22 protein-coding genes, 6 pseudogenes and 1 riboswitch are annotated in these 26,241 nt (G+C 73.3%); of the genes and pseudogenes, 12 read left to right on the top strand and 16 right to left on the bottom strand.

Translation table 11 applies throughout. The features are described 5' to 3' along the window. The 7 genes and pseudogenes from ACFF45_RS01845 to ACFF45_RS01875 all read right to left on the bottom strand — a co-directional run. Nucleotides 1-245, bottom strand: a pseudogene (locus tag ACFF45_RS01845) (hypothetical protein); the annotation flags it as partial. Next, nucleotides 245-913 (bottom strand): RNA polymerase sigma factor, encoded by a 669-nt coding sequence (locus tag ACFF45_RS01850; protein WP_381340956.1) that lies wholly within the window; start codon nucleotides 911-913, stop codon nucleotides 245-247. The gene ACFF45_RS01850 and the pseudogene ACFF45_RS01845, both read right to left, overlap by 1 nt. Nucleotides 914-1,356: 443 nt before the next feature. Continuing rightward, nucleotides 1,357-2,142: a hypothetical protein gene (locus ACFF45_RS01855; protein ID WP_381340958.1), complete on the bottom strand. Its 786-nt coding sequence runs from the start codon at nucleotides 2,140-2,142 to the stop codon at nucleotides 1,357-1,359. Between the two features lie 84 nt (nucleotides 2,143-2,226). Next, on the bottom strand, nucleotides 2,227-2,844 hold the full coding sequence (locus tag ACFF45_RS01860) for an RNA polymerase sigma factor (RefSeq protein ID WP_381340960.1): 618 nt from the start codon (nucleotides 2,842-2,844) through the stop codon (nucleotides 2,227-2,229). A 127-nt stretch (nucleotides 2,845-2,971) separates the two neighbouring features. Then, nucleotides 2,972-3,373 carry a hypothetical protein gene (locus tag ACFF45_RS01865; RefSeq protein ID WP_381340963.1) on the bottom strand — a complete coding sequence of 134 codons (402 nt, stop codon included), beginning with the start codon at nucleotides 3,371-3,373 and terminating at the stop codon, nucleotides 2,972-2,974. A 191-nt stretch (nucleotides 3,374-3,564) separates the two neighbouring features. Further along, nucleotides 3,565-4,134 (bottom strand): hypothetical protein, encoded by a 570-nt coding sequence (locus ACFF45_RS01870; protein ID WP_381340966.1) that lies wholly within the window; start codon nucleotides 4,132-4,134, stop codon nucleotides 3,565-3,567. 155 nt (nucleotides 4,135-4,289) lie between these two features. Next, nucleotides 4,290-5,873 (bottom strand): beta-N-acetylhexosaminidase, encoded by a 1,584-nt coding sequence (locus tag ACFF45_RS01875; protein ID WP_381340969.1) that lies wholly within the window; start codon nucleotides 5,871-5,873, stop codon nucleotides 4,290-4,292. Nucleotides 5,874-6,135: 262 nt separating this feature from the next. Here ACFF45_RS01875 and ACFF45_RS01880 point away from each other — a divergent pair, with 262 nt between their 5' ends. The 7 genes and pseudogenes from ACFF45_RS01880 (at nucleotide 6,136) to ACFF45_RS01910 (ending at nucleotide 11,658) form a co-directional block, all read left to right on the top strand. Further along, a complete protein-coding gene (locus ACFF45_RS01880) occupies nucleotides 6,136-6,663 on the top strand; it encodes a 2-oxo-4-hydroxy-4-carboxy-5-ureidoimidazoline decarboxylase (RefSeq protein WP_381340972.1) in 528 nt (175 codons plus the stop codon). A gap of 191 nt (nucleotides 6,664-6,854) precedes the next feature. After that, nucleotides 6,855-7,235 carry a succinate dehydrogenase, cytochrome b556 subunit gene (gene sdhC, locus ACFF45_RS01885; protein WP_381340974.1) on the top strand — a complete coding sequence of 127 codons (381 nt, stop codon included), beginning with the start codon at nucleotides 6,855-6,857 and terminating at the stop codon, nucleotides 7,233-7,235. A gap of 5 nt (nucleotides 7,236-7,240) precedes the next feature. Further along, on the top strand, nucleotides 7,241-7,723 hold the full coding sequence (locus ACFF45_RS01890) for a succinate dehydrogenase hydrophobic membrane anchor subunit (RefSeq protein ID WP_381340976.1): 483 nt from the start codon (nucleotides 7,241-7,243) through the stop codon (nucleotides 7,721-7,723). Between the two features lie 22 nt (nucleotides 7,724-7,745). Next, on the top strand, nucleotides 7,746-9,500 hold the full coding sequence (gene sdhA, locus ACFF45_RS01895) for a succinate dehydrogenase flavoprotein subunit (protein WP_381340979.1): 1,755 nt from the start codon (nucleotides 7,746-7,748) through the stop codon (nucleotides 9,498-9,500). After that, nucleotides 9,500-10,270, top strand: a complete 771-nt coding sequence (locus tag ACFF45_RS01900) for a succinate dehydrogenase iron-sulfur subunit (protein ID WP_381340981.1) — start codon at nucleotides 9,500-9,502, stop codon at nucleotides 10,268-10,270. The genes sdhA and ACFF45_RS01900 overlap by 1 nt, the downstream gene beginning before the upstream one ends. A 170-nt stretch (nucleotides 10,271-10,440) precedes the next feature. Beyond that, nucleotides 10,441-10,851, top strand: a complete 411-nt coding sequence (locus tag ACFF45_RS01905; protein WP_381340984.1) for a VOC family protein — start codon at nucleotides 10,441-10,443, stop codon at nucleotides 10,849-10,851. Between the two features lie 134 nt (nucleotides 10,852-10,985). Further along, a pseudogene (locus ACFF45_RS01910) lies at nucleotides 10,986-11,658 on the top strand (TetR/AcrR family transcriptional regulator). A 96-nt stretch (nucleotides 11,659-11,754) separates the two neighbouring features. Here the strand turns inward: ACFF45_RS01910 and ACFF45_RS01915 are convergent. Further along, a pseudogene (locus ACFF45_RS01915) lies at nucleotides 11,755-13,206 on the bottom strand (MMPL family transporter); the annotation flags it as partial. Between ACFF45_RS01915 and ACFF45_RS01920 the strand changes: the two are divergent. Beyond that, nucleotides 13,194-13,877, top strand: a pseudogene (locus ACFF45_RS01920) (sensor histidine kinase); the annotation flags it as partial. The pseudogenes ACFF45_RS01915 and ACFF45_RS01920 sit on opposite strands and share 13 nt — an antisense overlap. Nucleotides 13,878-13,982: 105 nt before the next feature. Here the strand turns inward: ACFF45_RS01920 and ACFF45_RS01925 are convergent. From ACFF45_RS01925 to ACFF45_RS01940, 4 genes are all read right to left on the bottom strand, one after another. Further along, nucleotides 13,983-14,393 (bottom strand): ATP-binding protein, encoded by a 411-nt coding sequence (locus ACFF45_RS01925; RefSeq protein WP_381340986.1) that lies wholly within the window; start codon nucleotides 14,391-14,393, stop codon nucleotides 13,983-13,985. Between the two features lie 138 nt (nucleotides 14,394-14,531). Further along, entirely contained in the window at nucleotides 14,532-16,088 is a 1,557-nt protein-coding gene (locus ACFF45_RS01930; protein ID WP_381340989.1) for an ABC transporter substrate-binding protein, read from the bottom strand. A gap of 309 nt (nucleotides 16,089-16,397) precedes the next feature. Beyond that, the gene (locus ACFF45_RS01935; protein WP_381340992.1) at nucleotides 16,398-17,789 is read right to left on the bottom strand and encodes a metallophosphoesterase; all 1,392 of its coding nucleotides are present in this window, start codon (nucleotides 17,787-17,789) and stop codon (nucleotides 16,398-16,400) included. A gap of 35 nt (nucleotides 17,790-17,824) precedes the next feature. Further along, entirely contained in the window at nucleotides 17,825-18,064 is a 240-nt protein-coding gene (locus ACFF45_RS01940; protein WP_381340995.1) for an SCO4848 family membrane protein, read from the bottom strand. A gap of 91 nt (nucleotides 18,065-18,155) precedes the next feature. Here ACFF45_RS01940 and ACFF45_RS01945 point away from each other — a divergent pair, with 91 nt between their 5' ends. Beyond that, complete coding sequence (locus tag ACFF45_RS01945) at nucleotides 18,156-19,490, top strand: D-alanyl-D-alanine carboxypeptidase family protein (RefSeq protein ID WP_381340997.1); 1,335 nt, start codon at nucleotides 18,156-18,158, stop codon at nucleotides 19,488-19,490. A gap of 27 nt (nucleotides 19,491-19,517) precedes the next feature. Here ACFF45_RS01945 and ACFF45_RS01950 read toward each other — a convergent pair whose 3' ends face one another. Next, nucleotides 19,518-20,429: a YihY/virulence factor BrkB family protein gene (locus tag ACFF45_RS01950; RefSeq protein ID WP_381341000.1), complete on the bottom strand. Its 912-nt coding sequence runs from the start codon at nucleotides 20,427-20,429 to the stop codon at nucleotides 19,518-19,520. A 206-nt stretch (nucleotides 20,430-20,635) separates the two neighbouring features. Between ACFF45_RS01950 and ACFF45_RS01955 the strand changes: the two are divergent. Continuing rightward, nucleotides 20,636-20,853: pseudogene (locus tag ACFF45_RS01955) on the top strand (hypothetical protein); the annotation flags it as partial. On the opposite strand, the gene ACFF45_RS01960 reads toward ACFF45_RS01955, so the two are convergent. Further along, nucleotides 20,850-21,437, bottom strand: coding sequence for a 2'-5' RNA ligase family protein (locus ACFF45_RS01960; RefSeq protein ID WP_381341003.1), 588 nt, complete (start codon nucleotides 21,435-21,437; stop codon nucleotides 20,850-20,852). The pseudogene ACFF45_RS01955 and the gene ACFF45_RS01960 sit on opposite strands and share 4 nt — an antisense overlap. Nucleotides 21,438-21,638: 201 nt before the next feature. Continuing rightward, a complete protein-coding gene (gene trpS / locus ACFF45_RS01965) occupies nucleotides 21,639-22,652 on the bottom strand; it encodes a tryptophan--tRNA ligase (protein ID WP_381341006.1) in 1,014 nt (337 codons plus the stop codon). Nucleotides 22,653-22,921: 269 nt separating this feature from the next. Here trpS and ACFF45_RS01970 point away from each other — a divergent pair. Further along, nucleotides 22,922-22,981, top strand: a pseudogene (locus tag ACFF45_RS01970) (hypothetical protein); the annotation flags it as partial. 345 nt (nucleotides 22,982-23,326) lie between these two features. Here ACFF45_RS01970 and ACFF45_RS01975 read toward each other — a convergent pair. Continuing rightward, nucleotides 23,327-24,775, bottom strand: a complete 1,449-nt coding sequence (locus tag ACFF45_RS01975) for a glycine hydroxymethyltransferase (protein ID WP_381341007.1) — start codon at nucleotides 24,773-24,775, stop codon at nucleotides 23,327-23,329. Between the two features lie 40 nt (nucleotides 24,776-24,815). Then, nucleotides 24,816-24,905: riboswitch (ZMP/ZTP riboswitch) on the bottom strand. A 93-nt stretch (nucleotides 24,906-24,998) separates the two neighbouring features. Between ACFF45_RS01975 and rocD the strand changes: the two genes are divergently transcribed. Continuing rightward, nucleotides 24,999-26,219 carry an ornithine--oxo-acid transaminase gene (gene rocD / locus ACFF45_RS01980; RefSeq protein WP_381341010.1) on the top strand — a complete coding sequence of 407 codons (1,221 nt, stop codon included), beginning with the start codon at nucleotides 24,999-25,001 and terminating at the stop codon, nucleotides 26,217-26,219. Nucleotides 26,220-26,241 lie beyond the last annotated feature (22 nt).

Raw genomic sequence — 26,241 nt, forward strand, 5'->3', positions numbered from 1 at the left:
CCCGGCGCGTCGACGGCGGCGCGCGCGCCGTCGCGGTCCGCCCGCGCGGCGCGGAAGGCGGCCAGCGCGGCGGCCTCACCGGGGAGTTCGTCGCCGGCCGGGGCGGGTTCGGCGAGCGCGCCGAGCGCGCGGGCGAGCCGCTCGGCCTGCTCGCGGGTGGCGTCGTCGGCAGCGTCCAGTGGCTCTCCGCTCAGCAAACGCTCCGCCGTTTCGCGGTCCAGCCAGCTGTCCTGCTCGTCGGCCATCACATGTCCCTCTGCGTCCGCGTGCGCCCAGGCGTCACACTCGCGGACGACACCGCGCCCTCGCGCGGTTCTCGCTGGGGCGGCAGGGCATCGAGCACTCCGGCGGATTCCGGATCGTCGCCCGGGTCGCCGAGCAGCTCGGCGAGTCGTTTCAGCCCCCGGTGCGCCGCGGTGCGCACGGCACCGGCCCGTTTGCCGAGCGTCTCGGCGGCGGTCTTCGCGTCCAGGCCCACCACGACCCGCAGCACCACGGCCTCCGCCTGGTCCTGCGGCAGCCGGGCGATCAGCGCGAGGGCGCGGTCGGTGGCCAGGGCCTCGATCGCCTCGCCCGCGGTGTCGGAGTCGGCGGCCCGGCCGGTCAGCTCGGTCTCGTCACCGCCGATCGCGGGCCGTCGCCCGCGCATCCGGACGTGGTCCAGCGCGCGGTTGCGGGCTATCCGGGCGGCCCACCCCCGGAACCGGTCCGCGTCGCCGTCGAACCGCGCCAGGTCCCGGGCTATCTGCAACCAGGCCTCGGACGCCACGTCCTCGGCGTCGGGGTCGCCGACCAGGGTCCGCACGTAGCCGAGCAACCGCGGGTGCACCGCGCGGTACACCGTCCGGAACGCGGTCTCGTCACCGCCCTGTGCCGCGAGCACCGCGGCCGTCAGCTCCGCGTCGTCCCCCACCGCGCGCGCCCTTCTTTGCGCCCAGACCGGTTCCGCTCCCGCGGACCCGGTTCTTGCCGTTGGTTCCTCGATCAGTCGTCGCGGTGCCAGGACCGCTGTGGTCGCGGTGATATGCCCGCCTCCGCACTCCGGCGCGAAAGGCACGTTACGTCTTGAAACCGCTCGCCGTCCATGTCGGCCGGGGTTGCAACCGACTCGTGACGCGCGGGGGTGTGACAGAAAACGCGCGCACGGCGCTGTAGGAGATACGGGCCGCCGCGCGGCCCGTGCCGCGCGACGGCCGGGGCCTCTCCTGTGGGGGGTGGCGGCCCCGGCCGTTGCCTTGGCGGCGAAGCGGCTTGCTTCTTCCTCTGCGCCGCCTGCTTTCTCTGCGCCGCCTGCTCTCTCTGCGCTGCCTCTTCCACCGCGCCGCCTGCTTCCTCTGCGCCGCCTGCTTCCTCTGCCTACTTCTTCCTGCTCCGCTCCTCGGCCCGGCCGGGGTCGTCGTCGGGCCGGCCGCCCGCGGCGGCGGGGCTCTCCTCGGCGCCGGGGCCGCGCCGGGCGGCGGGGCCGCCCGCGGCGGCACCGCCCGCGGCGGCGGGGCTCTCCTCGGCGCCGGCCCGCGTCAGCAGCTCGGCGAAGTACGCCTCGACGTGCGCCGCGCCGCCCGCGGCGGCGGCCAGCCGCTGCCAGGCCGTGGCGTCCGGCGACCTGCCGCTGCCGGCGACCTGTCCGTAGGCGCGGCAGTGCGCCTCGGTGTCCCGGGCGGTGGCGGGTCGGTCCGGCGCCGGGAGCGCGGTGCGGGACGGGGCCGGGGCGGCGGAGCCGCTCCCCGCCTGCGGCGCGGTCGGCCGGTCCTCGCGACCGGCCTGGCCCGAGGAGGGCGAAGCGGTCGCGGACGGCGGGCCGGACGGGCCCGGCGCACCGATCGTCGCCACCGCGACGCCGCCCGCGGTGAGGCTCGCGAGCAGCACGGCGAGCGTGGTGCGCACCGTGCGCGCCGGGGGCCGCCGCCGGGGGCGCCAGTCGTCCGGGCGCCGGGTGCGCGCCCGGTGCGCCCCCGCCTCGCGGGCCGCCACGAACGCGGCCACGGCCCGCTGCTCGGCCGCCGCGTCGACGCCGCCGTCACGCAGGGCCGCGCCGAGCAGCGCCTCGAACCGCGTGCCGGGCTCACCGGGCCCGGGCACGGCACCGTGCGGGTGCGCACGCCGGCGGCCGAAGGCTCCTCCGCCGTCTGGCCCTTCACCCATGTCCGTTCCTGTTCCTCCACGCGCCGCCCGGCCGGACCGGCGCGGGCCCCGTCCGCCGGTCCGCGGGACTGCCGCCGCCGTCGTTCATGTCGACTCACCCAGCGTCCCGGAGCCGTCATCCGTCACACCCGTACCGCCCAGCCGCCGGGCGAGCTGCCGCAGCCCCCGGTGGGCGGCGGTGCGCACCGCCCCGGGCCGCTTGCCGAGGACCCGGGCGGCGGCGGGGCCGTCCAGCCCGACCACGACGCGCAGCAGCACCGCCTCCGCCTGATCGCGCGGCAGGCCGCGGACCAGGGCCAGGGCGTACTCGGTGGAGATCGACTCCAGGGCCTGCTCGTGCGTGTCGTGCGCGGCGGGCAGCGCCAGTACGTCCGCCTCGAGCGCCGTCGGCTGCGGCCGTGCCCGGCGCCGGCGCAGGTGGTCCAGCGCCCGGTGCCGGGCGATGGTCGCCGTCCAGCCGCGGAAACCGGCGCCGTCCCCGCGGAACCGGCCGAGGTCCCGGGCGATCTCCAGCCACGCGTCGGACGCCACGTCCTCCGCGTCCTCGCCGACCAGCCCCCGCAGGTACCCGAGCAGCCGTGGCTGCACGAGCCGGTACACGACCGCGAACGCCGCCTCGTCACCGTCCTGGGCCCGCGCGACCGCCGCGCCCACTTCCCCGTCGTACGCCTGTACGCGCCGGGGTTCCCCTCCCTGGCCCAAGACCGTCCTCGTTCGTACGGGTCGTAGCGATGTCCCCGGTGCGGCACGTTCCTGCGGTGCCGTCACCCCCCGAGGTCATCAGCGTCGGCCCGCACAGAAGTGTCACAGCCGTCACACGGGCGCCGCGTCACGCCGGCCGCGTCGCGTCCCGGCACAGCAGCCGCAGCGAGCCCTCGCCGGCGAAGCACCGGCGGGCCTCGTCGATGGGGTCCCAGAGGCGGCCGTCCGGGGTGCGGACCCAGTGGTCACCGCCGCTCGCCCACCACTCGGCCCCGACGTGGCGGGCCATCACCTCGCCGGCGTACGCGCCGAGCCCGCGCAGCACGTGCTCCACGGCGGCGTACGGCGTCTGCTCCCGGCGCAGCTCCTCGATCATCCGGTCGGCCCGCCACAGGGACTGCTCGGAGTAGTCGAGCCGCAGCCGCGCCCCCTCCCGCAGGGTCGCCACCACGTCCGCCGCCCACCGCACCGGCTTCGCCGCGGCCGAGGGCCTGTTCCCGGGGGTCGTCCCCGCCTGAGTCGTCGTCACAGTCTGGGTCGTCACACTGGGAGCAGCGCACCGCGGCCGCGATTCGTCACGCGTTCCGGGCCGCTGCCCGCAACCGGCGCAGGACCGCCCCACCACTCCCCCAGGACGGTCACAGGATCCTTGCGCGGCGCCGCGTTCACGCCTGTCCTCTGCCGTACGGCCGCCCGGCACCCGGGCCGGGCGGGGGCGGCTCAGGCGTGCCGGGCCCGGCGGGACACCACCGCGCGCAGCACCCGCCGTCCCTGCGTGGAGACCTCCAGGGCGCGCCGCAGGCCCGTCGTGCCGTGCCCGGTGAGGAGTTCCAGGACGGTGACCTGGCGGCGCAGCTCGGCGGCGACGAGCGGGGACATGTCCTCGGCGCCGCCCTCACGCCGGGTGTCGACCGGGGCGGTGCCGTCCTCCGCGGGGTCGAGCAGCCGGTGGACCTGCAAGGACGCCACCGAGCAGCCGTCGGCCCAGACCCGCGCCTCGGCGGCGGACCGCACGGCGGGGGCGGCGGCCAGCATCCGCCGGACCAGCAGCGCGGCCTCGTCCTCGACGTCCTCCGCGGCCACCACGTCCGCCACGCCCAGCTGCCCGCGCACCGCGTCCAGCAGGGCGCCCCACTCCCCGGCGTCGCCGCTGTCCGTGAGGTTCGCCCACAGCGGCCGCAGCACCTCGTCGTCACCGCCCAGCAGGGGCACGCACCGATCCAAACAAGCCAGCGCACTGACGGTCAGCCCTCGTTCGTCGGCCTGCGCGATCAGTTCCACCAGGCTCATGCACGCCTCCCGTCCCGGGGCGCCAACCGTTACGGAGCCCGCACTTCCCCTTACTGCGCGCCATCCTGCCGTACTGTCACACCGGCGGGGCGGCGGGTGGGTGAAGGAACAGGGAGAAACGGTTTTCGGCCAACCGCCCTCCAGGGAGACACCCCCTATCCCAGGCGGTCCGCCAGTCGGCGGAACCCCGTCCAGGACAGGTCCGGCTCGTCCGCGTCCCACAGCTTCTGGACGGTGGCCCGCAGCGGCATCCGGATCCCCGCCGCCACCTGCTCCTGCGTCTGGGTGTTCGCCAGGTCGCACCAGACGGCGAAGGAACCGCCGAGTATCTGCCCGTCGTAGCGGGCCGCGACCGGCGCGGTCCCGCGCAGCACCCGGGGCGTCCACTGCTCGTAGATCCGCTGCCCCGTCGGGTAGACGAACGTCTGCGGCTGCCCGAGGACGTAGTAGAGGAACTCGTCGTTGTAGTTGAGGACCTCGCGCCCGGCGCTCAGGTACTCCGCCGGCTGCCGCGCGCCGATCTCCTTGCCCGTCCAGTACGCGACCTCGATGTCCCGGTCGGGCCGCACGGACGTACCGGTGTAGAAGCCGTCGTTCCACGCGCGCGGGGTGCGGTCGTGGGCGCGGACCGTGGCGGCGCGGTCGTTGAGCCAGCCGGTGGCGAGGTCGGCGACGGTGCCGCCGGAGCCGTACGCCGTGCGCGCGGCGGCCGCGAGCTGCGGGTAGGAGGCCTCCGGGTCGGACGCCGTCAGGGCCCGGTACTCGTCGCCGCCGAGGTGCCACCGGCCGCCGGGGAAGAGCCCGGCGTACTCGTCGAGCAGCTCGTCGACGATCCTGGCGGCCGCGGGGTCGGAGATGTCGACGGCGCCGGCGGCCGCGACCCCCTGCGCGTCGCGCAGTTGCAGGTCGGGGTGGGCGGCGATCACCGCTCCGAGATGCCCCGGCGAGTCGATCTCCGGCACGACCGTGATGTGCCGGCTCCGGGCCAGCCGGACGATCCGCCGGACCTCCGCCTTGGTCAGATGCTGCCGCGAGACGATCTCGGGGTGCGTGTCCGACTGGATGCGGAACCCCTGGTCGTCGGAGAAGTGCAGCCCCAGCTCGTTGAACTTCAGATCGCCCAGCTCCCGCACCCGGGCCTCGATCCAGTCGGCCGTGAAGTGCTTGCGGGCGATGTCCAGCATCAGCCCGCGCCGCTGCTTGGCGGGCCCGTCCCGCACGATGCCCTCGGGCGCCGCGCCGCCGTCGCGCACCGCCTGCTTCAGCGTGCGGGTCCCGTAGAAGACCCCCGCCTCACCGGCCGCGCTGATGCCGACCCGCCCCTCGCGCACGGTCATGGTGTACGACTCCTGGTCCGCGCCCCGCGCCCCGCTCAGCGCCAGCCGCACGTCCCCCGCCCGGGTGTCCCCCCGCTGTCCCGCGTAGCTCAGCCCCAGCTCGCCGGCGAGCAGCCGCCCCTCGTCGGCCAGGCCGGCGTCGCTCACCACGACGCGCTGCCCCCGCTCGGGGCGCCAGCCGGGGCCGCGCGCCGGGGAGTGGTCGCGGACGGCCGGGATGGTGCGCGGCGCCGTGGACACGGGGTAGGAGCGGGTGGGGGCCGGAGTGGGGCTCGGCGCGGCCGCCGCCGAGCTGCCGTCCGGCGCGCGGGCCGCCGTACCGGCCGGTCCGGCGCCGTCGCCGCCGGCCCACAGTCCCAGGCTCAGCCCGACGAGCACCACCGCGGTGGCGACCGTCGTCATCAGCCACCGCCTGCGCCTCACGCTCCGCGCCGGTGCCCGGCGCCTGTGCTGGCTCACCCCGCCAACCTACGATCCCTGGCGTCCACCACGCGTCCTCAAACTCTCCGTCCGGGTGAAGTTCGAGCATCTCTCGGACATGCCGTGACCACTATCGATAGCCTGACGGCACATCCCTCACATGATCCCCTGCCGACACACGTGACGCCCACGAGGACCCACGCTGCCCGCGCACCGTCTCCCAGACCTCCCCGGCCGGGTCGCCGTGCCGGCTCAGCTCCGTGACCTGCCGTCCCCCCTGGCGCACTTCAACACCGCTCCCGCCGACGAGCTCCGGCAGTCCCTGCTGTCCTGCCTGCACAGCCTCCGCTGGGCGCACCGCCTCACGGCGCACCGCCCCTACCCCGACCCGGACGCCCTGCTCGCCGCCTCCGACGAGGCCGCCTACGACCTGACGGCGGGCGACCTGGCGGAGGCGCTGGCCGCGGAGTCCCTGCCCGGGCTGCCCGAGGACGCGTACGCGGCGGCCCGCACCGCACTGAGCGCGGCGCACGCGGCGTACGAGGCCCGCTTCGGGCACGTGTTCGTCATCTGCGTGCACGGCGTCCCCCCGGACGAGGTCCCCGACCGCCTGCTGGCCGCCGTCCGGTCACGATTGGCGAACGATCCGGAGGAGGAGCGGGCGATCGTCGCAGAGGAACTGCGCCGCCTCGCACGGGCCCGGCTGGCGGGTCTCCTCCGAGGCGCGGGGAACCGCACGACCAGCGCAAACGGCGCCGGGTCCGCCCAGTGAACCGGACACTCCATCCCAGAAGCCCGCAATCCTCACCCATCCGCGTGCCACTTTGATCACACCGGCAGACCCCGGCTCATCCGAGCGGCAGCACGTGGCTACGATGCTGGGGGCCGGTGGACCGTACCCGGCCGGGCCCGTCCGACGCCGAAGCCGGCAGGCCCCAGTCCCCGCTCCCGGAGGGTTCTTCCGTGCCGGCTGGAACGCTGTACCGCGGCCGGGAAGGAATGTGGTCCTGGGTGGCTCACCGAGTCACCGGCGTCCTCATCTTCTTCTTCCTGTTCGTACATGTGCTGGACACCGCGCTCGTCCGCGTCTCCCCCGAGGCGTACGACGAGGTCGTGGCCACCTACAAGACGCCGCTCGTCGCCGTGCTGGAGTACGGCCTCGTCGCCGCCATCCTCTTCCACGCGCTCAACGGCCTGCGCGTCATCGCCGTCGACTTCTGGTCGAAGGGCCCGCGCTACCAGAAGCAGATGCTCTGGACCGTCATGGCCGTCTGGCTCGTGCTGATGCTGGGGGCGATCTACCCCGTCCTCGGCCACGCCGCTCGTGAAGTCTTCGGGAGCTGACGATCATGTCCACGACTGAGAAGACCGCTTCCGGTATCGGCCCCGTCGAGGGCGCCGCCCTCTACACGGTCGACAACCCCGCGCCGCTCATCGAGCCGCCGCGCAAGCGCACCAAGAAGACCCCGCGGACCACCCGCGGCAACTTCGAGATGGCCGCCTGGCTCTTCATGCGGCTGTCCGGCATCGTGCTGGTCGTCCTGGTCATCGGCCACCTGCTGATCCAGCTCGTGCTGGACGGCGGCGTCTCCAAGATCGGCTTCGCCTTCGTGGCCGGCCGCTGGGCGTCCCCGTTCTGGCAGGTCTGGGACCTGCTGATGCTGTGGCTGGCGATGCTGCACGGCGCCAACGGCCTGCGCACCATCATCAACGACTACGCGGAGCGCGCGAACACGCGCCTGTGGCTGAAGGGCCTGCTGTACACCGCCACGGTGTTCACCATCCTGCTGGGCACGCTGGTGATCTTCACCTTCGACCCGAACATCCGCTAGGCACGGGGCTGAGGTACTCCTGATGAAGATCCACAAGTACGACACCGTCATCGTCGGCGCCGGTGGCGCGGGCATGCGCGCCGCCATCGAGGCGACCAAGCGCAGCCGCACCGCCGTGCTGACCAAGCTCTACCCCACCCGCTCCCACACGGGCGCCGCGCAGGGCGGCATGGCCGCCGCGCTGGCCAACGTGGAGGAGGACAACTGGGAGTGGCACACCTTCGACACGGTCAAGGGCGGTGACTACCTGGTCGACCAGGACGCCGCCGAGATCCTCGCGAAGGAGGCCATCGACTCGGTCCTCGACCTGGAGAAGATGGGCCTGCCGTTCAACCGCACCCCGAACGGCACGATCGACCAGCGCCGCTTCGGCGGGCACAGCCGCAACCACGGCGAGGCCCCGGTCCGCCGCTCCTGCTACGCGGCCGACCGCACCGGCCACATGATCCTCCAGACGCTGTACCAGAACTGCGTCAAGGAGGGCGTGGAGTTCTTCAACGAGTTCTACGTCCTGGACCAGCTGATCACCGAGGTCGACGGCATCAAGCACTCGGCCGGCGTGGTGGCGTACGAGCTGGCGACCGGGGAGATCCACATCTTCCAGGCCAAGGCCGTGATCTACGCGTCCGGCGGCTGCGGCAAGTTCTTCAAGGTGACGTCGAACGCGCACACGCTGACCGGTGACGGCCAGGCCGCGGTCTACCGCCGGGGTCTGCCGCTGGAGGACATGGAGTTCTTCCAGTTCCACCCGACCGGCATCTGGCGCATGGGCATCCTGCTCACGGAGGGCGCCCGCGGTGAGGGCGGCATCCTGCGCAACAAGGACGGCGAGCGCTTCATGGAGAAGTACGCGCCGGTCATGAAGGACCTGGCGTCCCGCGACGTCGTGTCCCGCTCCATCTACACCGAGATCCGCGAGGGGCGCGGCTGCGGTCCCGAGGGCGACCACGTCTACCTGGACCTCACCCACCTGCCGCCGGAGCAGCTGGACGCCAAGCTCCCGGACATCACCGAGTTCGCGCGCACCTACCTCGGCATCGAGCCGTACACGGACCCGATCCCGATCCAGCCGACCGCGCACTACGCCATGGGCGGCATCCCCACCAACGTCGAGGGCGAGGTCCTGTCGGACAACACCACCGTCGTGCCGGGCCTGTACGCCGCCGGCGAGGTCGCCTGCGTGTCCGTGCACGGCGCCAACCGCCTGGGCACCAACTCGCTGCTGGACATCAACGTGTTCGGCAAGCGGGCGGGCATCGCGGCGGCGGAGTACGCGCAGAAGGCGTCCTTCGTCGAGCTGCCGGACGACCCGGAGTCCCTCGTCGTGGCGCAGATCGAGCGGCTGCGGACCTCCACGGGCAACGAGCGGGTGGCCATCCTGCGGCGTGAGCTGCAGGAGACCATGGACGCGAACGTCATGGTGTTCCGCACCGAGCAGACGATCAAGACGGCGGTCGAGAAGATCGCCGAGCTGCGCGAGCGGTACCGGAACGTGGCGATCCAGGACAAGGGCAAGCGGTTCAACACGGACCTGCTGGAGGCCATCGAGCTGGGCAACCTGCTCGACCTGGCGGAGGTCATGGCGGTCTCCGCGCTGGCCCGCAAGGAGTCCCGCGGCGGCCACTACCGCGAGGACTACCCCAACCGCGACGACGTCAACTTCATGCGCCACACCATGGCGTACCGCGAGGTCGGCGCCGACGGGTCCGAAACCGTCCGTCTCGACTACAAGCCGGTCGTCCAGACCCGCTACCAGCCGATGGAGCGTAAGTACTGATGGCTACCCCCGTTCTGGACAAGGCCGAGACCCCTGGCTCGGGGTCCGCGGCCTCCCCGTACATCACCGTCACCTTCCGGATCCGCCGGTTCAACCCGGAGGTCTCGGCGGAGGCGGCCTGGGAAGACTTCCCGCTGGAGATCGACCCCAAGGAGCGCGTCCTCGACGGCCTGCACAAGATCAAGTGGGATCTGGACGGCACCCTGACGTTCCGCCGCTCCTGCGCGCACGGCATCTGCGGCTCGGACGCCATGCGGATCAACGGCAAGAACCGCCTCGCCTGCAAGACGCTGATCAAGGACATCAACCCCGAGAAGCCGATCACGGTCGAGCCCATCAAGGGCCTGACGGTCCTGAAGGACCTGGTCGTGGACATGGAGCCGTTCTTCCAGGCGTACCGGGACGTGATGCCCTTCCTGATCACGAAGGACACCAACGAGCCGACGCGCGAGCGGTTGCAGTCCGCCGAGGACCGCGAGCGCTTCGACGACACCACGAAGTGCATCCTCTGCGCGGCGTGCACGTCCTCGTGCCCGGTGTTCTGGAACGACGGCCAGTACTTCGGCCCGGCGGCGATCGTCAACGCCCACCGGTTCATCTTCGACTCGCGTGACGAGGCCGGTGAGCAGCGCCTAGAGATCCTCAACGACCGCGACGGCGTGTGGCGCTGCCGCACGACGTTCAACTGCACGGACGCCTGCCCGCGCGGTATCGAGGTCACCAAGGCGATCCAGGAGGTGAAGCGGGCGCTGATCACGCGCCGCTTCTGAGTCCCTTCCGCACCACCGCGCCAGGGCCCCGTTTTCCGGTGACACACCGGAGGCGGGGCCCTGGCGCGTTCTCCCGGGGGTGTCCGAGGCGGGCACCGCCCCGCCGACGACCGTACGGGCCGCCCCGGGCAATGCCGGGGTTCGGGCGATCGCCGCCCTACGCTGACGGTATGTCAGATGACGAGTCGTACGAGCTGCTCGGTTTCGACAACGTGCTGTTTCCCGTCGGGGACCTCGGCGAGGCCGTGGGCTTCTACGAGAGGGCCGGCTTCACGACGGGGTTCCGGCTCGACGAGGCCGGGATCGCGCTGCTGAGGGTCGGGGGTGAGACGCCCGGACTGCTGCTGCGCGAGGAGGAGGAGTTCGGGTACCGGCCGCCGCCGTGGCCGTCCCCGCGGGTGTGGGTGGAGGTGCCGGACGCGCGGGCGGCGGCCGGGGCGCTGACCGCCGCCGGGATCCCCCTGCTGGACGACCCCTCACCGGTGATCACGGGGTGGGCGGTGGAGATCGCCGACCCCTGGGGGAACGTCGTCGGCTTCACGGACTACAGCAAGCGGCCGGAGCTGGGCCGAAGACCCTGACACCGGCCGCCCCGAGGCACCCCCCGCCATCGTCTTGAACGCGTTCAAACGACAGGCCCAGTGACCGCCCCGCCGAGGACGGTGGTGCGCCGACCAAGTCCGAGCAGACCCGCGCGCTGATCCTGGAGACGGCGATGCGGCTGTTCCGGGAGCGCGGGTACGACCGGACCACCATGCGGGCCATCGCCCGGGAGGCCGGTCTCCGTCGGCAACGCCCACTACTACTTCGCCGGCAAGGAACACCTGATCCAGGGCTTCTACGACCGGGTCGCCGCCGACCACCGGGCGGCGGTCCGGGAGGTGCTGGAGCGGGAGACCGACCTCCAGGCGCGGCTCGCGGGCGTGCTGAAGGCGTGGCTGGACGTGGCGACGCCCTACCACGAGTTCGCGGTGCAGTTCTTCAAGAACGCCGCCGACCCCGACAGCCCGCTCAGCCCGTTCTCCCCGGAGTCGGAGCACGCGCGCGGGGAGGCGATCAGCGTCCACCGGGAGGTGCTCTCGGGGTCCCGGACCAAGGTGCCGGCCGAACTCCGGGACGTCCTGCCCGAACTGATGTGGCTGTCCCAGATGGGTCTCGTCCTGCACTGGATCTTCGACCGCACGGAGGGGCGGGAGCGCAGCTACCGCCTGGCCGAACGCGGCGCGCGGCTCACCGCGCGGGGCGTCTCCCTGGCCCGCTTCCGGGTGCTGCGGCCGCTGGTGCTGGAGGTGCACGAGCTGTTCACGGACTTCCTGCCGGGGATGACCGGGACGCTGCCGGATCCGGGCGCGCGGAGCGGGCCGGACGACCGGGGGCCGGGCACCTGATCCACCCGTCCCGGCCGGCCCCGCCCGCCGCGGCCGGGGCCGGTCAGGACGGAGCCGGGGGCCGGCCAGGAGGACCGGAACCCGGTCAGGCCGGGGTCATGTGACCGCGTCCAGCTCCCCCTCGGCCAGCTCCACGTCGTACGCCAGCGGCCCCTCGCCGACCTCCACGTGCCCCGCGCGCGAGGCGTGCGCCCCGGCGGCCGTCGCCAGCAGGTACGTGCCCGGCGCCGGTACCGCGACGATGTAGGAGCCGTCCGCCAGGGACGTCACCCGGTCGAGCTGCCGGCCACCGGGCGACAGCAGCGTCACCGCCGCCCCCGCCACCGGCTCGCCGTCCGGCGTGCGGACGAATCCGTGGACCACCGAGGCGGGGCCCTGCGCGGGCACCGGCGCCGCCGCCTCCTCCCTCGGCTCCACCGCCAGATGCGGCAGCCGCCTCTCCAGGCCGGCCGGCAGCCACCAGTTGGCCCTGCCCAGCAGGTGCATCGCGGCCGGCACCAGCGCCGTACGGAGGACGAACGCGTCCAGCGCGACCGCCGCCGCCAGGCCGATGCCCGCCATCGCGCCCTCCATGTCACCGCTGAGCACGAAGGCGGAGAAGACGCAGATCATGATCAGGGCGGCGCAGTTGATGACGCGGCCGGTCTCCGCGAGGCCGACGCGCACCGCGCGCGCGTTGTCCTTGGTGTGCACCCACTCCTCGTGCATCCGGCTCACCAGGAACACCTGGTAGTCCATCGACAGGCCGAACAGCAGGGACAGCATGATCACCGGCAGGAACGCCGTGATCGGTCCCTCCTTGCCGATGCCGAGCAGTTCGGTGCCCCAGCCCCACTGGAAGACCGCCACCAGCACGCCGAACGACGCGGCCGCCGCGATCAGGTTCATCACCGCCGCCGTGAGCGGGACCACCAGCGAGCGGAACGCCACCAGCAGCAGCAGGAAGCCCAGCGCGATGATCGTCGCGATGAAGTACGGCAGCCGGTCGCCGGTCACCGACGCGAAGTCCTTGAAGACCGCCGTCACGCCTCCCACGTGCGCCTCGGCGCCCGAGGCCGGGATCACCTCGTCGCGCAGCACGTCGATCAGCCGGTCCGTCTCCTCGGACTGCGGTGAGGTGGCCGGCACCACCTGGATCACCGTGACGTCGTTCACGGGCGGCAGGGCCGCCACCTGGGCGACGCCCTCGGCCGACTCGATGCGCGAGACCAGCGCGTCGGGGGCCGGGCCGTCGACCACCACCTGGAGTGGGCCGTTGGAGCCGGGCCCGAAGCCCTCGGCGAGCAGGTCGTACGCCTGCCGGGTGGTCGTCGTGTCCTGGTGGTTGCCCTGGTCGGTGGCGCCCAGCCGGATGGACAGGACGGGCAGGGACAGCACCACCATGACCGCGAGCGCGAGCGCCGCGACCGCGCGCGGGCGCCTCTGCACGTACCACGACCAGCGCGCCGCCGGTCCGCCCGCCTCCTCCGGCTCCGGTCCCGCGTGGGCCAGCCGGTGCCGCTGCCGGCGGCTGAGCACCCGCATGCCGAGCAGCCCAGCACAGCGCGGCCCAGTTGCGCCGGTTCGTCGCCGACGCCTCGCACGAGCTGCGCACCCCGCTGTCCGCGATACGCGGCTACCTCCAGCTCTACGACAAGGGCATGCTGCGCGACCCGGCCGACCGCCGACGGGCCTGGGAGCGGGTGCTCGCGGAGGCCGACCGGATGGGCCGGCTGGTGGACGAACTGCTCACCCTGGCCCGCCTCGACCAGCAGCCCGAACTGCGCTTCCGCCCGGTGGACGTCAGCCGCCTGGTGCGCGAGGCCGCCGAGGACCTGCGGGTGCAGCAGCCGGAGCGGCCGGTCCGCGTCCGCGCCGACGGCTCGGTGCTGGTGCACGCCGACGAGTCCGGGTTGCGCCAGGTCCTCGGCAACCTCCTCACCAACGTGCGCGTCCACACGCCCGCCGACGTGCCGGTGCGGTGCGGGGTGGAACGGGCGGAGGACGGCGTGGTCCGGCTGTACGTGGCCGACGACGGGCCCGGACTGGACGCGGAGGACGCGGCCCGGGTCTTCGACCGCTTCTTCCGCGCGGGCGGCGGCGCGGGCAGCGGGCTGGGGATGGCGATCGTGCAGGGCGTGGTCCAGGCGCACGGGGGCGAGGTGGGGGTGCGTACGGCGCCGGGCGAGGGGCTCGCGGTGACGGTGACGCTGCCGGCGCGGGCGCCGGTGCCGGCGTAGCGCCGGGTCCCGTCCGGCGACGGCCCTCGCCGCTCGGAGTGCGGCCCGGCGGCGTCGGGCGCGTGCTCTCCGACGCCCCGGGCGTCGCCGGGCTTGCGGCGGCCGTCAGAGAGGACCTCGGGCCTCGGTGGTCAGCAGCGCCCACACCGTCTTGCCGCCGCTGCGGCTCCACACGCCCCACGCCGCGGCCACGTGCTCCACCAGGTGCAGGCCCCGGCCGGCCTCCTCGACGTCGTCGACCGCCCGCAGGCGGGGCGCGCGGCGGTCCTCGTCGGAGACCTCCAGCAGGCAGGAGCCGTCCGCCAGCGCGGTCACCGCCACCTCGAACTCGGTCGCGGTGCGCGGTGCGTGGCGTACGACGTTGGTGGCGAGCTCGGACACCAGCAGCACGGCGTCGGCCACCGACGGGGCGCCGGGGCCGTGGCCCCAGTCGGTCAGGTGGTCCCGGACCCGGCGCCGGGCGAGGCCGACGGAAGCCGGGTGCCGGGGCAGCCGGAAGGCGCAGCGTCTCACCACGTTCGCTCCTCATCACACGCACACCTTCGACACATGGTGCGGTGTCCACGCGCTGTCCGGCGTCACTTGGGCCGATCCCCCGCGGTGGCCGGGTGCCGCGGGTTCACGTCGGTCCGCCGCCGTGCGGCGGACGGGGCGTCAGATCCAGGTGAGCCGCCAGAGGCGGAACACCCCGGTCCCGTCGGTGAGGTACGGTCCGCCGCCGACGGCCTCGTCGGTGACGACGTACTCCTTGCGCTGCCACAGCGGGATGAGCGGCACGTCGCGGGCGACGGTCTCCTGCAGGGCGCGCAGGTCGTCGGCGGCGCGGCCGCGGTCGGCGTGCCGGCGGCCGGCCAGGATGAGCCGGTCGACGTCCCGGCTGGCGTACCCGGTGCGCAGGGGGGAGCCGCTGCCGACGAGCGGGGCGGCGAAGGTGTCCGGATCCGGGTAGTCGGCGATCCAGCCGACGGCGTACAGGTCGAGCCGGCCGGACGCCCACTGCCGCTGGAAGTCGGTCCACTCGTAGCCCTGGACGGTCACCTCGAACAGTCCGCCCTCCTCCAGTTGCCGCCGGATCTCGGCGGCCTCCTCGGCCCCGGCGCCGGGGCCCGCGCGGTAGCCGTAGGTGAGGGGGACCGGGAGGGTGACGCCGGCCCGGACGAGCTGCGCACGCGCCGTGCGCGCGTCCCGGGCCGGGTAGTTGTCGAAGAAGGACGTGGTGTGGCCCGTGAGGCCGGCCGGGATCAGCGAGTACAGCGGGTCGACGGTCCCTTGGTGCACCGTGGCGGCGAGCCGGTCCCGGTCGATCAGCCGGCTCACGGCCTGCCGGACGCCGGGGTCGTGCAGGGGCGAGCCGGCCCGGACGTTGAGGTGGAGGTTGCGGGTCTCGAAGCTGTCGGACTCGAAGACACGCAGCCCCGGGTCGCTCGGGGAGAGGCCGGCGAGCAGGTCGGGGGGCAGTCGCCGGGTGGCCACGTCGACGGTGCCGGTCCGCCAGGCCTTCTCCAGCGCCTCGGAATCGGCGTAGTAGCGGAGTGTGACGGGCTGTCCGGTGCCGTCGACGGCTCCCCGATAGGCGGGATTGGGGGCGAGAGTCGCCTTTTCGTTCGCCGTGTACGCGGTGAGGGTGTACGGGCCGGTGCCGTCCACCGCGCCGTCCTCGCGCAGGGCGTCCGCCGGGTACGCGGTGCGGTCGACGATGGAGCCGGCGCCGGTGGCCACCTTGAACGGGAAGGTCGCGTCGGAGTCCGACAGATGGAAGGTGACGGTGGAGCCGTGTGCCGCCACCGACTCCAGAGTGTCGAACAGGGATGCGGGTCCGGTCCGGGAATTGATCCGTTTCACCCGGTCGAACGAGAACTTCACGTCCTCGGCGGTCATGTACCGCCCACTGGGAAAGGTCAGTTCCTCACGCAGCCGGCAGCGGTACGTCCGCAGGTCGGAACCCGTGAAGTCGCAGTCACCGGCGGCGTCGGGCTCGGGCTCGGCTCTGCCCGGCGCGAAGGTCAGCAGTGACTGGAAGACGTTGCTGAACAGCGCCCAGGAGCCCGCGTCGTAGGCTCCGGCCGGGTCGAGCGAGGTGACCGCGTCCGTCGTCCCCACGGTGACGGGCCGGTCCGCCTCCCCCCGCGCCGGCCACAACTGCCGGCCCGCGACGCCCGTCGCCGCCAGCACCAGCGATACCGCGACAATCCGCAAGCGAACCGATCGCATCGGCGCCCTCCCCAAGGCCCCCACATGCCGCTTCCTCATGGCACGGTTCACTTCATCACGGGTGTTTCCCGCGGGGAAGGCGACTTCGTTGAGAAGGGGGCGAACTCGCCGGTCGATCGCCTCCGGGGGGTTTCACGCGCTGTTCACGAGAAATCGGCTGCGCGGGATTTCCACGGCCGCCCCTTTCCGGCGTTTCCACCGGGAAGCGGGGCGGCGCCGTAAAACCGCGCGGATATATCTGTTTCCGAGGGACGAGTTCCGTGCTCCCGCGGTGGTCGCGGGGGCCGGCCGGGCGGCGGGGAGTCCTGCCTAAGCCCGGAGTGCCGCCAGCTCGATCACCGTGATGTCGGAGGGGGCGCCCACGCGCGTGGGCGGTCCCCAGGCTCCGGCGCCGCGGCTGACGTACAGCTGGGTGTCGCCGTAGCGTTCCAGGCCCGCGACGGTCGGGTTGGCGGCCTCCGCGAGGAGGTTGCCGGGCCACAGCTGGCCGCCGTGGGTGTGACCGGAGAGCTGGAGGTCCACGGCGTGCTCGACGGCCTCGTGGATCTGCACCGGCTGGTGGGCGAGGAGCACGCACGCACGCGCGGTGTCCCGGTCGCCGAGCGCCCTGGCGAAGTCGGGGCCCTGCCCCTCGCTCTCGCCCGCGATGTCGTTGACGCCGGCCAGGTCGAACCAGGGCAGCTCCGTCCGCGCGTTCTCCAGCGGGCGCATGCCCAGCCGCCGCACCTGCTCGACCCACTGCTCGGCGCCGGAGAAGTACTCGTGGTTGCCGGTGACGAAGTACGTGCCGTGCCGGGCGCTCAGCTGCGCCAGGGGCGCGGCGGCGGGGCCCAGGTCCTTCACGCTGCCGTCGACCAGGTCGCCGACGACCGCGATCAGGTCGGGCTGCGTGCCGTTGATGGTGTCCACGACCTTCTGGGCGAAGCCCCGGCCGAGCACCGGGCTCAGGTGGATGTCGCTGACCACCGCGATCCGGAAGCCGTGTCCCGCGCGCGGGAGCTTGGCCAGCGGGACGGTCACGCGCCGGACGCCGGGACCGTTGAGGACGCCGTACGTGCCGGCGCCCACGGTGCCGACGGCCGCCGCGGCGGCGGCGCCCGCGACGACCCGGGAGACGAACAGGCGGCGGGAGGGGGCGGGCCGGGGTGCGGGCTGCCGTTCCCCGGCGGGACCGGCCTCCCCCGGGGCCTCGGTGGCTGCGGCCCCACCGGACGCGACCGTGGAGACGGCCTCGTTGGACGCAACCGTCGAGTCCGCCTCGCTGGAGGGGCCCGTCGCGGCGGACTCGACGGACGCACCGGCCGGGACGGTCTCCCTGGGCGGTGCTCCCGCCGGTATCGGCTCCGGCCGCGGTACGCCGGCGGCGGCCGGTACCCGCGTGCGCGCGTCCCGGCGTTCGAGGACCCGCCGGAGCACGGGGCGCACCACCTCGCCCGCGACGACCCCGAGCAGCAGGTAGACCGAGAGCGCGAGCCAGAGGAGGCCCGGCCAGGCCAGGGTCTGCTGGAGCCAGAAGGGCGCGCCGGCGCGTTCGGCCATCAGGGCGCCGATCGCGACCACCCAGCCGCCCCCGATCAGCACCGCGCCCGCGCGGCGCGGCACGCCCGGGCCCCGGGTCGTGTCGCGGAACAGGCGGCGCCACAGATACCAGTTCGCCGCCACGAGGACGCTCACCACGACGAGCAGAAGGACGATCACCATGCCGTTGTTCTCTCCTTGGCCGGGGGTGCGAGGGGCTATGACTTGGGGCGCAGTGCGCGCAGTCCGCGCAACCCGATGACCCCGATGACCGTCCCCAATACGAGGGAGACGACGGCGAGCAGCAGGTGCACCCAGAAGTACGCCGTCGGCTGACCGTCCTCGAACGCCAGCCCGCTGCTGTCCTTGATCAGGTTGTTGATGAAAGTGACCCAGATGACCCAGCTCCACACCCCGAAGGCGAGCAGGAACCAGGAGATCGGGCGGCTGAGTCTCATGCGTTCAGTATCGCCGTCCGGTGTCCGGTTCGTGCGCCGGGGCAGGGAGGGTGACGGGACTTCACAAGGCCGTACATGTACGTTCTCGCTCGTGCCCGCACCCAAGAAGACCGCTCGGCGGTCCCTGCTGATCGCTTCGGCGACCCTTGTGTCCGTTTCCCTGACCGCCCCCGCCGCCTTCGCGGCGCCCCGCCCCACGCCGAGCTCTTCGCCCAGCTCTTCGCCCAGTTCCTCGCCGAGCCCGACGGTCGCTCCCCCGGCGAACATGTCGACCGTGGGCGGCACCCGGCTCGGCCGTCCGGGTACGCAGGTGAACCTGGCGAGCGGCGTTCCGGTGCTGCCCAAGGACGTCACCGCGCGGTCGTGGATCATCGCCGACGCCGAGTCCGGCGAGGTGCTCGCCGCGCACAACGCGCACTGGCGGCTGGCCCCGGCGAGCACCCTGAAGATGCTGTTCGCCGACACGCTGCTGCCGAAGTTCCCCAAGACGAGGACCCGCAAGGTGGCCCCCTCGGACCTGGCGGGGATCGGCGCCGGCTCCAGCATGGTCGGCATAAAGGAGAACGAGACGTACACCGTCCACGACCTGTGGCTCGGGGTCTTCCTGCGCTCCGGCAACGACGCCGTGCACGTGCTGTCCGCGATGAACCAGGGCGTTCAGAACACCGTCGAGGAGATGAACCGGCACGCCGAGGAGCTCCAGGCCCTCGACACGCACGTGGTCAGCCCCGACGGCTACGACGCCGCCGGGCAGGTCTCCTCGGCGTACGACCTGACGCTGATCGCCCGCTCCGGGCTGCAGAAGAAGGACTTCCGCGAGTACTGCTCCACGGTGACCGCGAAGTTCCCGGGCGCCACGACGAGGAACGACAAGGGCGAGGCGGTCCGCGAGCCCTTCGAGATCCAGAACACCAACCGGCTGCTGACCGGCGACTCGGGCCTCTCCCAGTACCAGGGCATCGCGGGCGTCAAGAACGGCAACACCACGAACGCGGGCGCCACCTTCACCGGCGTCGCCGAGCAGGGCGGCAAGGTGCTGCTCGTCACCGTGATGAACCCGCAGAAGGACGCGCACAACGAGGTCTACAAGGAGACCGCGCAGCTGTTCGACTGGGGCTTCAAGGCGGCCGGGAAGGTCGAGCCGGTGGGCGAGCTGGTGCCGCCCAGGGGCGCGGCCGGCGCCCGGCCGGGCGCCACCGCCTCCGGCGAGGCGAACGCCGCCGGGGGGTCCGGCGAGGCCGGCGGCGGCGCGGGGGCCGGCGGGGACTCGACCAGGCCCGTGGCGAGCGCCACGACCCCGAGCGGCTCCGGCGGCATGGGGACCGCCCTCGGCATCACGGCCGGTCTGCTGGCGCTGCTCGCGGGCGGGGCGTTCCTGGTGAAGCGGCGGTGGCCGCTGCCCGACCTGGTGCGGCGCCGGAAGTGACCGCCTGACGGGTCGCGGGGTCGGTGGTCAGCCCGTGCCGGCCGCCGCCACGTCCGGTACGCCGTCCCCGTCGGCCCGCGCCCGTTCGGCCTCCTTGCTCGGCGTCGCCGTCCAGGCCGCGCAGAACAGCACCAGCTTCGAGGTGAGGTTGATCCACAGCAGCAGGGCGACGGGGACGCCGAACGCGCCGTACATGCTCTTCGCGGCCACGCCCTGCATATAGCCGCTGAGCAGCAGCTTCAGCAGCTCGAAGCCGACCGCGCCGATCAGCGCGCCCACCACCAGCCGCCGCCGGGACGGCTCGACGCCGGGCAGCAGCGTGAGGACGTACAGCAGGAGCAGGAAGGCGGCGAGCACGGCGACCCCGAACGCCGCGACGCGCAGCAGCAGGCTCCCCCAGCCGCGCTCGTCGAGCCCCCACTGGCGGGCGGTCCAGCCGACCGCCGCGGAGGCGACCGTGGACGCGGCGAGGGTGACGAGCAGCGCGCCGCCGAGCCCCAGCAGGATGCCCGCGTCCTTGGCCTTGTGCAGCACGGGGTTGTCCTCCTCGTCCGGCAGCTCCCACACCGCCCGCAGGCAGTCGCGCGTGGAGCCGACCCAGCCGATGCCGGTCAGGAGCAGCAGCGCGCCGGCGATGACCCCGACGGTGCCGGCGTTGTCCACCAGGGAGGCGATGTCCAGCTGGTCGGAGATGCCGGGGATCTGCTCGGCGATCTTGTCCTGGATCTCCTTCTGCTGCTCGGTGCTGAGCGTGGCGGCGGTGATCGCGGCGCTCACGGTGAGCAGCGGGAAGAGCGCGACGAAGCTGGTGAACGTCATCGCGGCGGCCAGACGGGTCCACTTCACCCGGTCCAGCCGCTCGTACGACCGCCACGCGTGCGTGAGCATCAGCCGTGCGGCCGGTGGGCCGATGACAGGAAGCTTTTTCAGCCAGTCCATGATTCGAGCCTGCCCTCCGCTTCACCGTGGACCCGGCCGCCGCGGCCGCCGGCCGCGCGGTCGATGCCGAACACCCCTGTCCTTGTGCCCCGGAACCGCGGGATCGTGGCCGGTGCCCCGCCGATTCCCGCGCCGGAGACGGAGTCGGCACGCCGGGCGGTGAAGCCGAGGCAGTTGTGGCTGATGGTGGGGCACAGCGGCTGGACGAGGGCGCCGGCCTCACGGAGACCCCTGGGCCACCGCCCCCGAAGCGGTCGCCACAGCCGTCGAACTGGGCCTGTGCCGCCGCTCGGAGACGGTCTGGGTGCCCGGGTCGCTCCGCCTGGCGACGGCGGCGCTGCGGCACCTCCCGGGCGCGGCGCTGCGGCGCCTGCCGGTCCAGGGCGCCGTAGGGGCCCCGCCCAGGTCGCCGTCCGGACGCTAACGGCTCGGGATGCTGCCCCGCCCCGCGCGGCCCGCGCGCCCCGTCTGCGGCGGCACCACCGTGCCGCCGAACACGAAGTCCCGGAGCCTGCGCCACACGCCGTCGGCGCCCTGCTCGTAGAGGGCGAAGCCGGTGCAGGTCCAGTCGGCCTCGTAGTCGGCGAGTTCCTCGAAGGCGCGGTCCATGGCGGCCTCGTCGATGCCGTGGGCGACCGTGACATGCGGGTGGTAGGGGAACTGCAGTTCCCGTGCCACCGGGCCGGAGGCGTCCCGGACCTGCTTCTGCAGCCAGGCGCAGGCCTCGGCGCCCTCGACGACCTGGACGTACACCACCGGCGACAGCGGCCGGAAGGTCCCGGTGCCGGACAGCCGCATCACGAACGGGCGCCCGGCGGCGGCGACCTCGGCGAGGTGCGTCTCGATCGCGGGCAGTACCGCGTCGTCGACCTCCGTCGGCGGCAGCAGGGTGACATGCGTGGGGATGCCGTGGGCCGCGGCGTCGCCGAAGCCCGCGCGTCGCTGCTGGAGCGTGCTGCCGTGCGGCTCCGGGACCGCGATCGACACACCGATCGTTACGGTCCCCACATCATCTCCTGTCGTCGTGTCGGATACGGGTCTCATGCGGGCACGGGTGGCCGTGGTCGCGGCCGTCCGGCTATCGACTGTACGGCTCCGGCCGCGCCGTGGGCAGGCGCAGCCGTAGTGATGTGCAGCGCTGTACGGGGTATGGGCGTACGGCCCGGGGGTGCGGGTGTGCGACCCGGGGGTACGGGCGTACGGTCCGGCTCAGTGCTTGGCCGGCAGGAAGCCCACCCTGTCGTAGGCCTGCGCCAGTGTCTCCGCGGCGACGGCGCGCGCCTTCTCCGCGCCCTTGGCCAGGATCGAGTCCAGCGTCTCCGGGTCGTCCAGGTACTGGTTGGTCCGCTCCCGGAACGGCGTCACGAACTCGACCATGACCTCGGCGAGGTCCGTCTTGAGCGCGCCGTAGCCCTTGCCGGCGTACCTCTCCTCCAGTTCCGCGAGGCCCGCCCCGGTGAGCGTCGCGTAGATGGACAGGAGGTTGCTGACGCCCGGCTTGGTCGCGGGGTCGAAGCGGATGACGGTGTCCGTGTCGGTGACCGCGCTCTTGACCTTCTTCGCCGTGGCCCTGGGCTCGTCCAGCAGGTTGATCAGGCCCTTCGGCGTGGACGCCGACTTGCTCATCTTGATCGCCGGGTCCTGGAGGTCGTAGATCTTCGCCGTCTCCTTGAGGATGTACGGCTTCGGAAGCGTGAACGTCTGGCCGAACCGGCCGTTGAAGCGCTCGGCGAGGTCGCGGGTGAGCTCGATGTGCTGGCGCTGGTCCTCACCGACCGGGACCTCGTTGGCCTGGTACAGGAGGATGTCCGCGACCTGGAGGATCGGGTACGTGAACAGGCCGACCGAGGCACGGTCCGCGCCCTGCTTGGCGGACTTGTCCTTGAACTGGGTCATGCGCGACGCCTCACCGAAGCCGGTCAGGCAGTTCATGATCCAGGCGAGCTGGGCGTGCTCGGGGACGTGGCTCTGGACGAACAGCGTGCAGCGCTCGGGGTCGAGTCCGGCCGCGAGCAGCTGGGCGGCGGCGAGCCGGGTGTTGGCGCGCAGGTCCGCGGGGTCCTGCGGGACCGTGATCGCGTGCAGGTCGACGACCATGTAGAACGCGTCGTGGGTCTCCTGCAGAGCCACCCACTGGCGGACGGCGCCGAGGTAGTTGCCGAGGTGGAACGAGCCTGCGGTGGGCTGGATTCCGGAGAGCACGCGGGGTCGGTCAGTGGCCATGCTCACCATTCTCTCAGAGCCCGGGGACCGCTCCGGAACTGATCGGGAACAGCCGGGAACCGAATCGCCCGCCGCGGTGCGACGAGAGTGCGAGGACGCGGGAGGGGGGCCGCATCGTCGATGAGGCCGCGGTGACCGCACGCGAACGCGCCGGGGAGCCGGAGGCGTACGCGGAGCCGGTGCGGGCCCGCACGGACACCGCCGCCCGCACGGACACCGCCCTGCGGGCGGCCGCGGCACTCGGGGCCGGTGCGGACGCGGCGGACGTGGTGCGGCAGGCGTTCGTCAAGGCGTACCGCGCGCCGGGCGGGTTCAGGGACGGCTCGGCGTTCACGCCGTGGCTGCTGTCGATCGTCGCCGATGAGACGAGGAACACAGTGCGCACGGCGGGCGCGTCGGCGCACGCTCGCCGGCCGCCGACTCCGGCGGCCCCGATGGTCGGCCTCGACAGCCGGCCCGCCCTCGCCGCCCGGCCCCCGCCGGCCTCGGCGCGCGACGGGGGCGGCTGGACCTGGGCGGTACCGGGGCCGGCCGGGGGGCCGGCCCTCGGGGCGCGGGCGGTTCCGTGCCGAGACGCCACGCGGCGGGCCGGCCGGGGGCCGGACCGCCGCGCGAGGAGCCGCGGCAGGAGCTCATCGACCGGTGAGCGGCCGATGCGCCCCGCGGGGGCCGGGTCAGCCGAGGTCGACCTCCGGGTAGAGCGGGAAGCCGGAGACGAGGTCGGTGGCCCGGTGGGAGATCTCGTCCGCGACCTTCGGGTCGAGGATGTGCTGGGCCTTCGACGGCGTGCCCTTGCTGGTGGTGCCGGGCTCCGTGGTGGTCAGCACGCGGTCGATGAGGCCGGCGACCTCGTCCATCTCGGCGGTGCCCAGGCCGCGGGTGGTCAGGGCGGGGGTGCCGACGCGGATGCCGGAGGTGTACCAGGCGCCGTTGGGGTCGGACGGGATGGCGTTGCGGTTGGTGACGATGCCGGACTCCAGGAGCGCGGCCTCGGCCTGGCGGCCGGTGAGGCCGTAGGAGGAGGCGACGTCGATCAGGTTGAGGTGGTTGTCGGTGCCGCCGGTGACCAGGGTGGCGCCGCGCCGCGTCAGTCCCTCGGCCAGCGCGCGGGAGTTGTCGACGATGCGCTGGGCGTAGTCCTGGAAGGCGGGCTGCCGGGCCTCGGCGAGGGCGACGGCCTTGGCGGCCATGACGTGCGGCAGCGGGCCGCCGAGGACCATCGGGCAGCCGCGGTCGACCTGGTCCTTGAGGGAGTCGTCGCACAGGACCATGCCGCCGCGCGGGCCGCGCAGCGACTTGTGGGTCGTGGTGGTGACGATCTGGGCGTGCGGCACCGGGTCGAAGTCGCCGGTGAGGACCTTGCCGGCGACGAGGCCCGCGAAGTGCGCCATGTCGACCATGAGCGTGGCGCCGACCTCGTCGGCGATCTCGCGCATGATCCGGAAGTTCACGAGCCGGGGGTAGGCCGAGTAGCCGGCGACGATGATCAGCGGCTTGAACTCGCGGGCGGTGGCGCGCAGGGTCTCGTAGTCGAGCAGGCCGGTGGCGGGGTCGGTGCCGTAGGAGCGCTGGTCGAACATCTTGCCGGAGATGTTCGGGCGGAAGCCGTGGGTGAGGTGGCCGCCGGCGTCCAGGGACATGCCGAGCATGCGCTGGTTGCCGAAGGCCCGGCGCAGCTCGGCCCAGTCGGCCTCGGAGAGGTCGTTGACCTGGCGGACGCCGGTCTTCTCCAGGTAGGGGGCCTCGACGCGGTCGGCGAGGACGGCCCAGAAGGCGACGAGGTTGGCGTCGATGCCGGAGTGCGGCTGGACGTAGGCGTGGCGGGCGCCGAAGAGTTCCCGCGCGTGCTCGGCGGCCAGCGACTCGACGGTGTCGACGTTGCGGCAGCCGGCGTAGAAGCGGCGGCCGACGGTGCCCTCGGCGTACTTGTCGCTGAACCAGTTGCCCATCGCCAGGAGGGTGGCCGGGGAGGCGTAGTTCTCGGAGGCGATCAGCTTGAGCATCTCGCGCTGGTCGGCGACCTCCTGGCCGATGGCGTCGGCGACACGCGGCTCGACGGCGCGGATCACGTCGAGAGCGGAACGGAAGGCGGTGGACTCGGTGGAGAGGGGCTGCTCTGACATCTCGGCCTCCGGGCGGCGTGGCATGGACGGTCACGGTTCACGGTTCGGCCCAGGCGCACGGCACTCGCTCAGCACAAGGCCGCTCCCCGATGGTCGGTCCCATCCCAGCGCGCCAGTCACGGCCCGCCGGTCAGCCTACCGGGCGCGCCGGACGGTCCGGGTCCCGAGTCCACCATGCGAGCGACGATAAGAAGGGGGCCCAGCCTCATGTTCGGGAGTTGCCGTGACCGCTACGGAAAGCCTCATCGCCGAAGCCGAAGCGCACAGCGCGCACACCTACCACCCGCTGCCGGTGGTCGTCGCCTCGGCCGACGGGGCGTGGATGACGGATGTGGAGGGCCGGCGCTATCTCGACCTGCTGGCCGGTTATTCGGCGCTCAACTTCGGGCACGGAAACCGGCGGTTGATCGAGGCGGCGAAGGCGCAGCTGGAGCGGGTGACGCTGACGTCGCGGGCCTTCCACCACGACCGGTTCGCGGCGTTCTGCACGCAGCTGGCGGAGCTGTGCGGCATGGAGATGGTGCTGCCGATGAACACGGGCGCGGAGGCGGTGGAGGCCGCGGTGAAGACGGCCCGGAAGTGGGGCTACCGGGTCAAGGGCGTGCCCGCGGAGATGGCGAAGATCGTGGTGGCCTCGGGCAACTTCCACGGCCGTACGACGACGATCATCAGCTTCTCCACCGATCCGGAGGCACGGGCGGACTACGGTCCCTACACGCCGGGCTTCGAGATCGTGCCGTACGGGGACCTGACGGCGATGCGGGCGGCGCTGACCGAGAACACGGTCGCCGTGCTGCTGGAGCCGATCCAGGGCGAGTCGGGGGTGATCGTGCCGCCGGCCGGCTATCTGCCGGCGGTGCGGGAGCTGACCCGGGAGCGGAACGTGCTGTTCGTGGCGGACGAGATCCAGTCGGGGCTGGGCCGGACGGGGCGGACGTTCGCGTGCGAGCACGAGGGCGTGGTGCCGGACGCGTATGTGCTGGGCAAGGCGCTGGGCGGGGGGATCGTGCCGGTGTCGGCGGTGGTGTCGTCGGCGGCGGTGCTCGGGGTGTTCCGGCCCGGGGAGCACGGGTCGACGTTCGGCGGGAACCCGCTGGCCTGCGCGGTGGCGCTGGAGGTGATCGCGATGCTGCGGTCGGGCGAGTACCAGGCGCGGGCGGCGGAGCTGGGCGGGCGTCTGCACCGGGAGCTGGCGGCGCTGACGGGCACGGGACGGGTGACGCGGGTGCGGGGGCGCGGGCTGTGGGCGGGGGTGGACGTCCATCCCCGGTTCGGTACCGGACGGGAGGTGTCCGAGAAGCTGATGGACCGGGGTGTGCTGGTGAAGGACACGCACGGTTCGACGATCCGGATCGCGCCGCCGCTGGTCATCGGTGAGGAGGACCTGGACTGGGGGTTGGCCCAGCTGCGCGGTGTGCTGGGGGTGGAGGGGGCCACCGGCTAGCGGGGGGCGCGGGCGGCGGGTT

Origin of the sequence: Streptomyces cinereospinus (assembly GCF_042430725.1) — a bacterium.
GTDB classification, from domain to species: domain Bacteria; phylum Actinomycetota; class Actinomycetes; order Streptomycetales; family Streptomycetaceae; genus Streptomyces; species Streptomyces cinereospinus.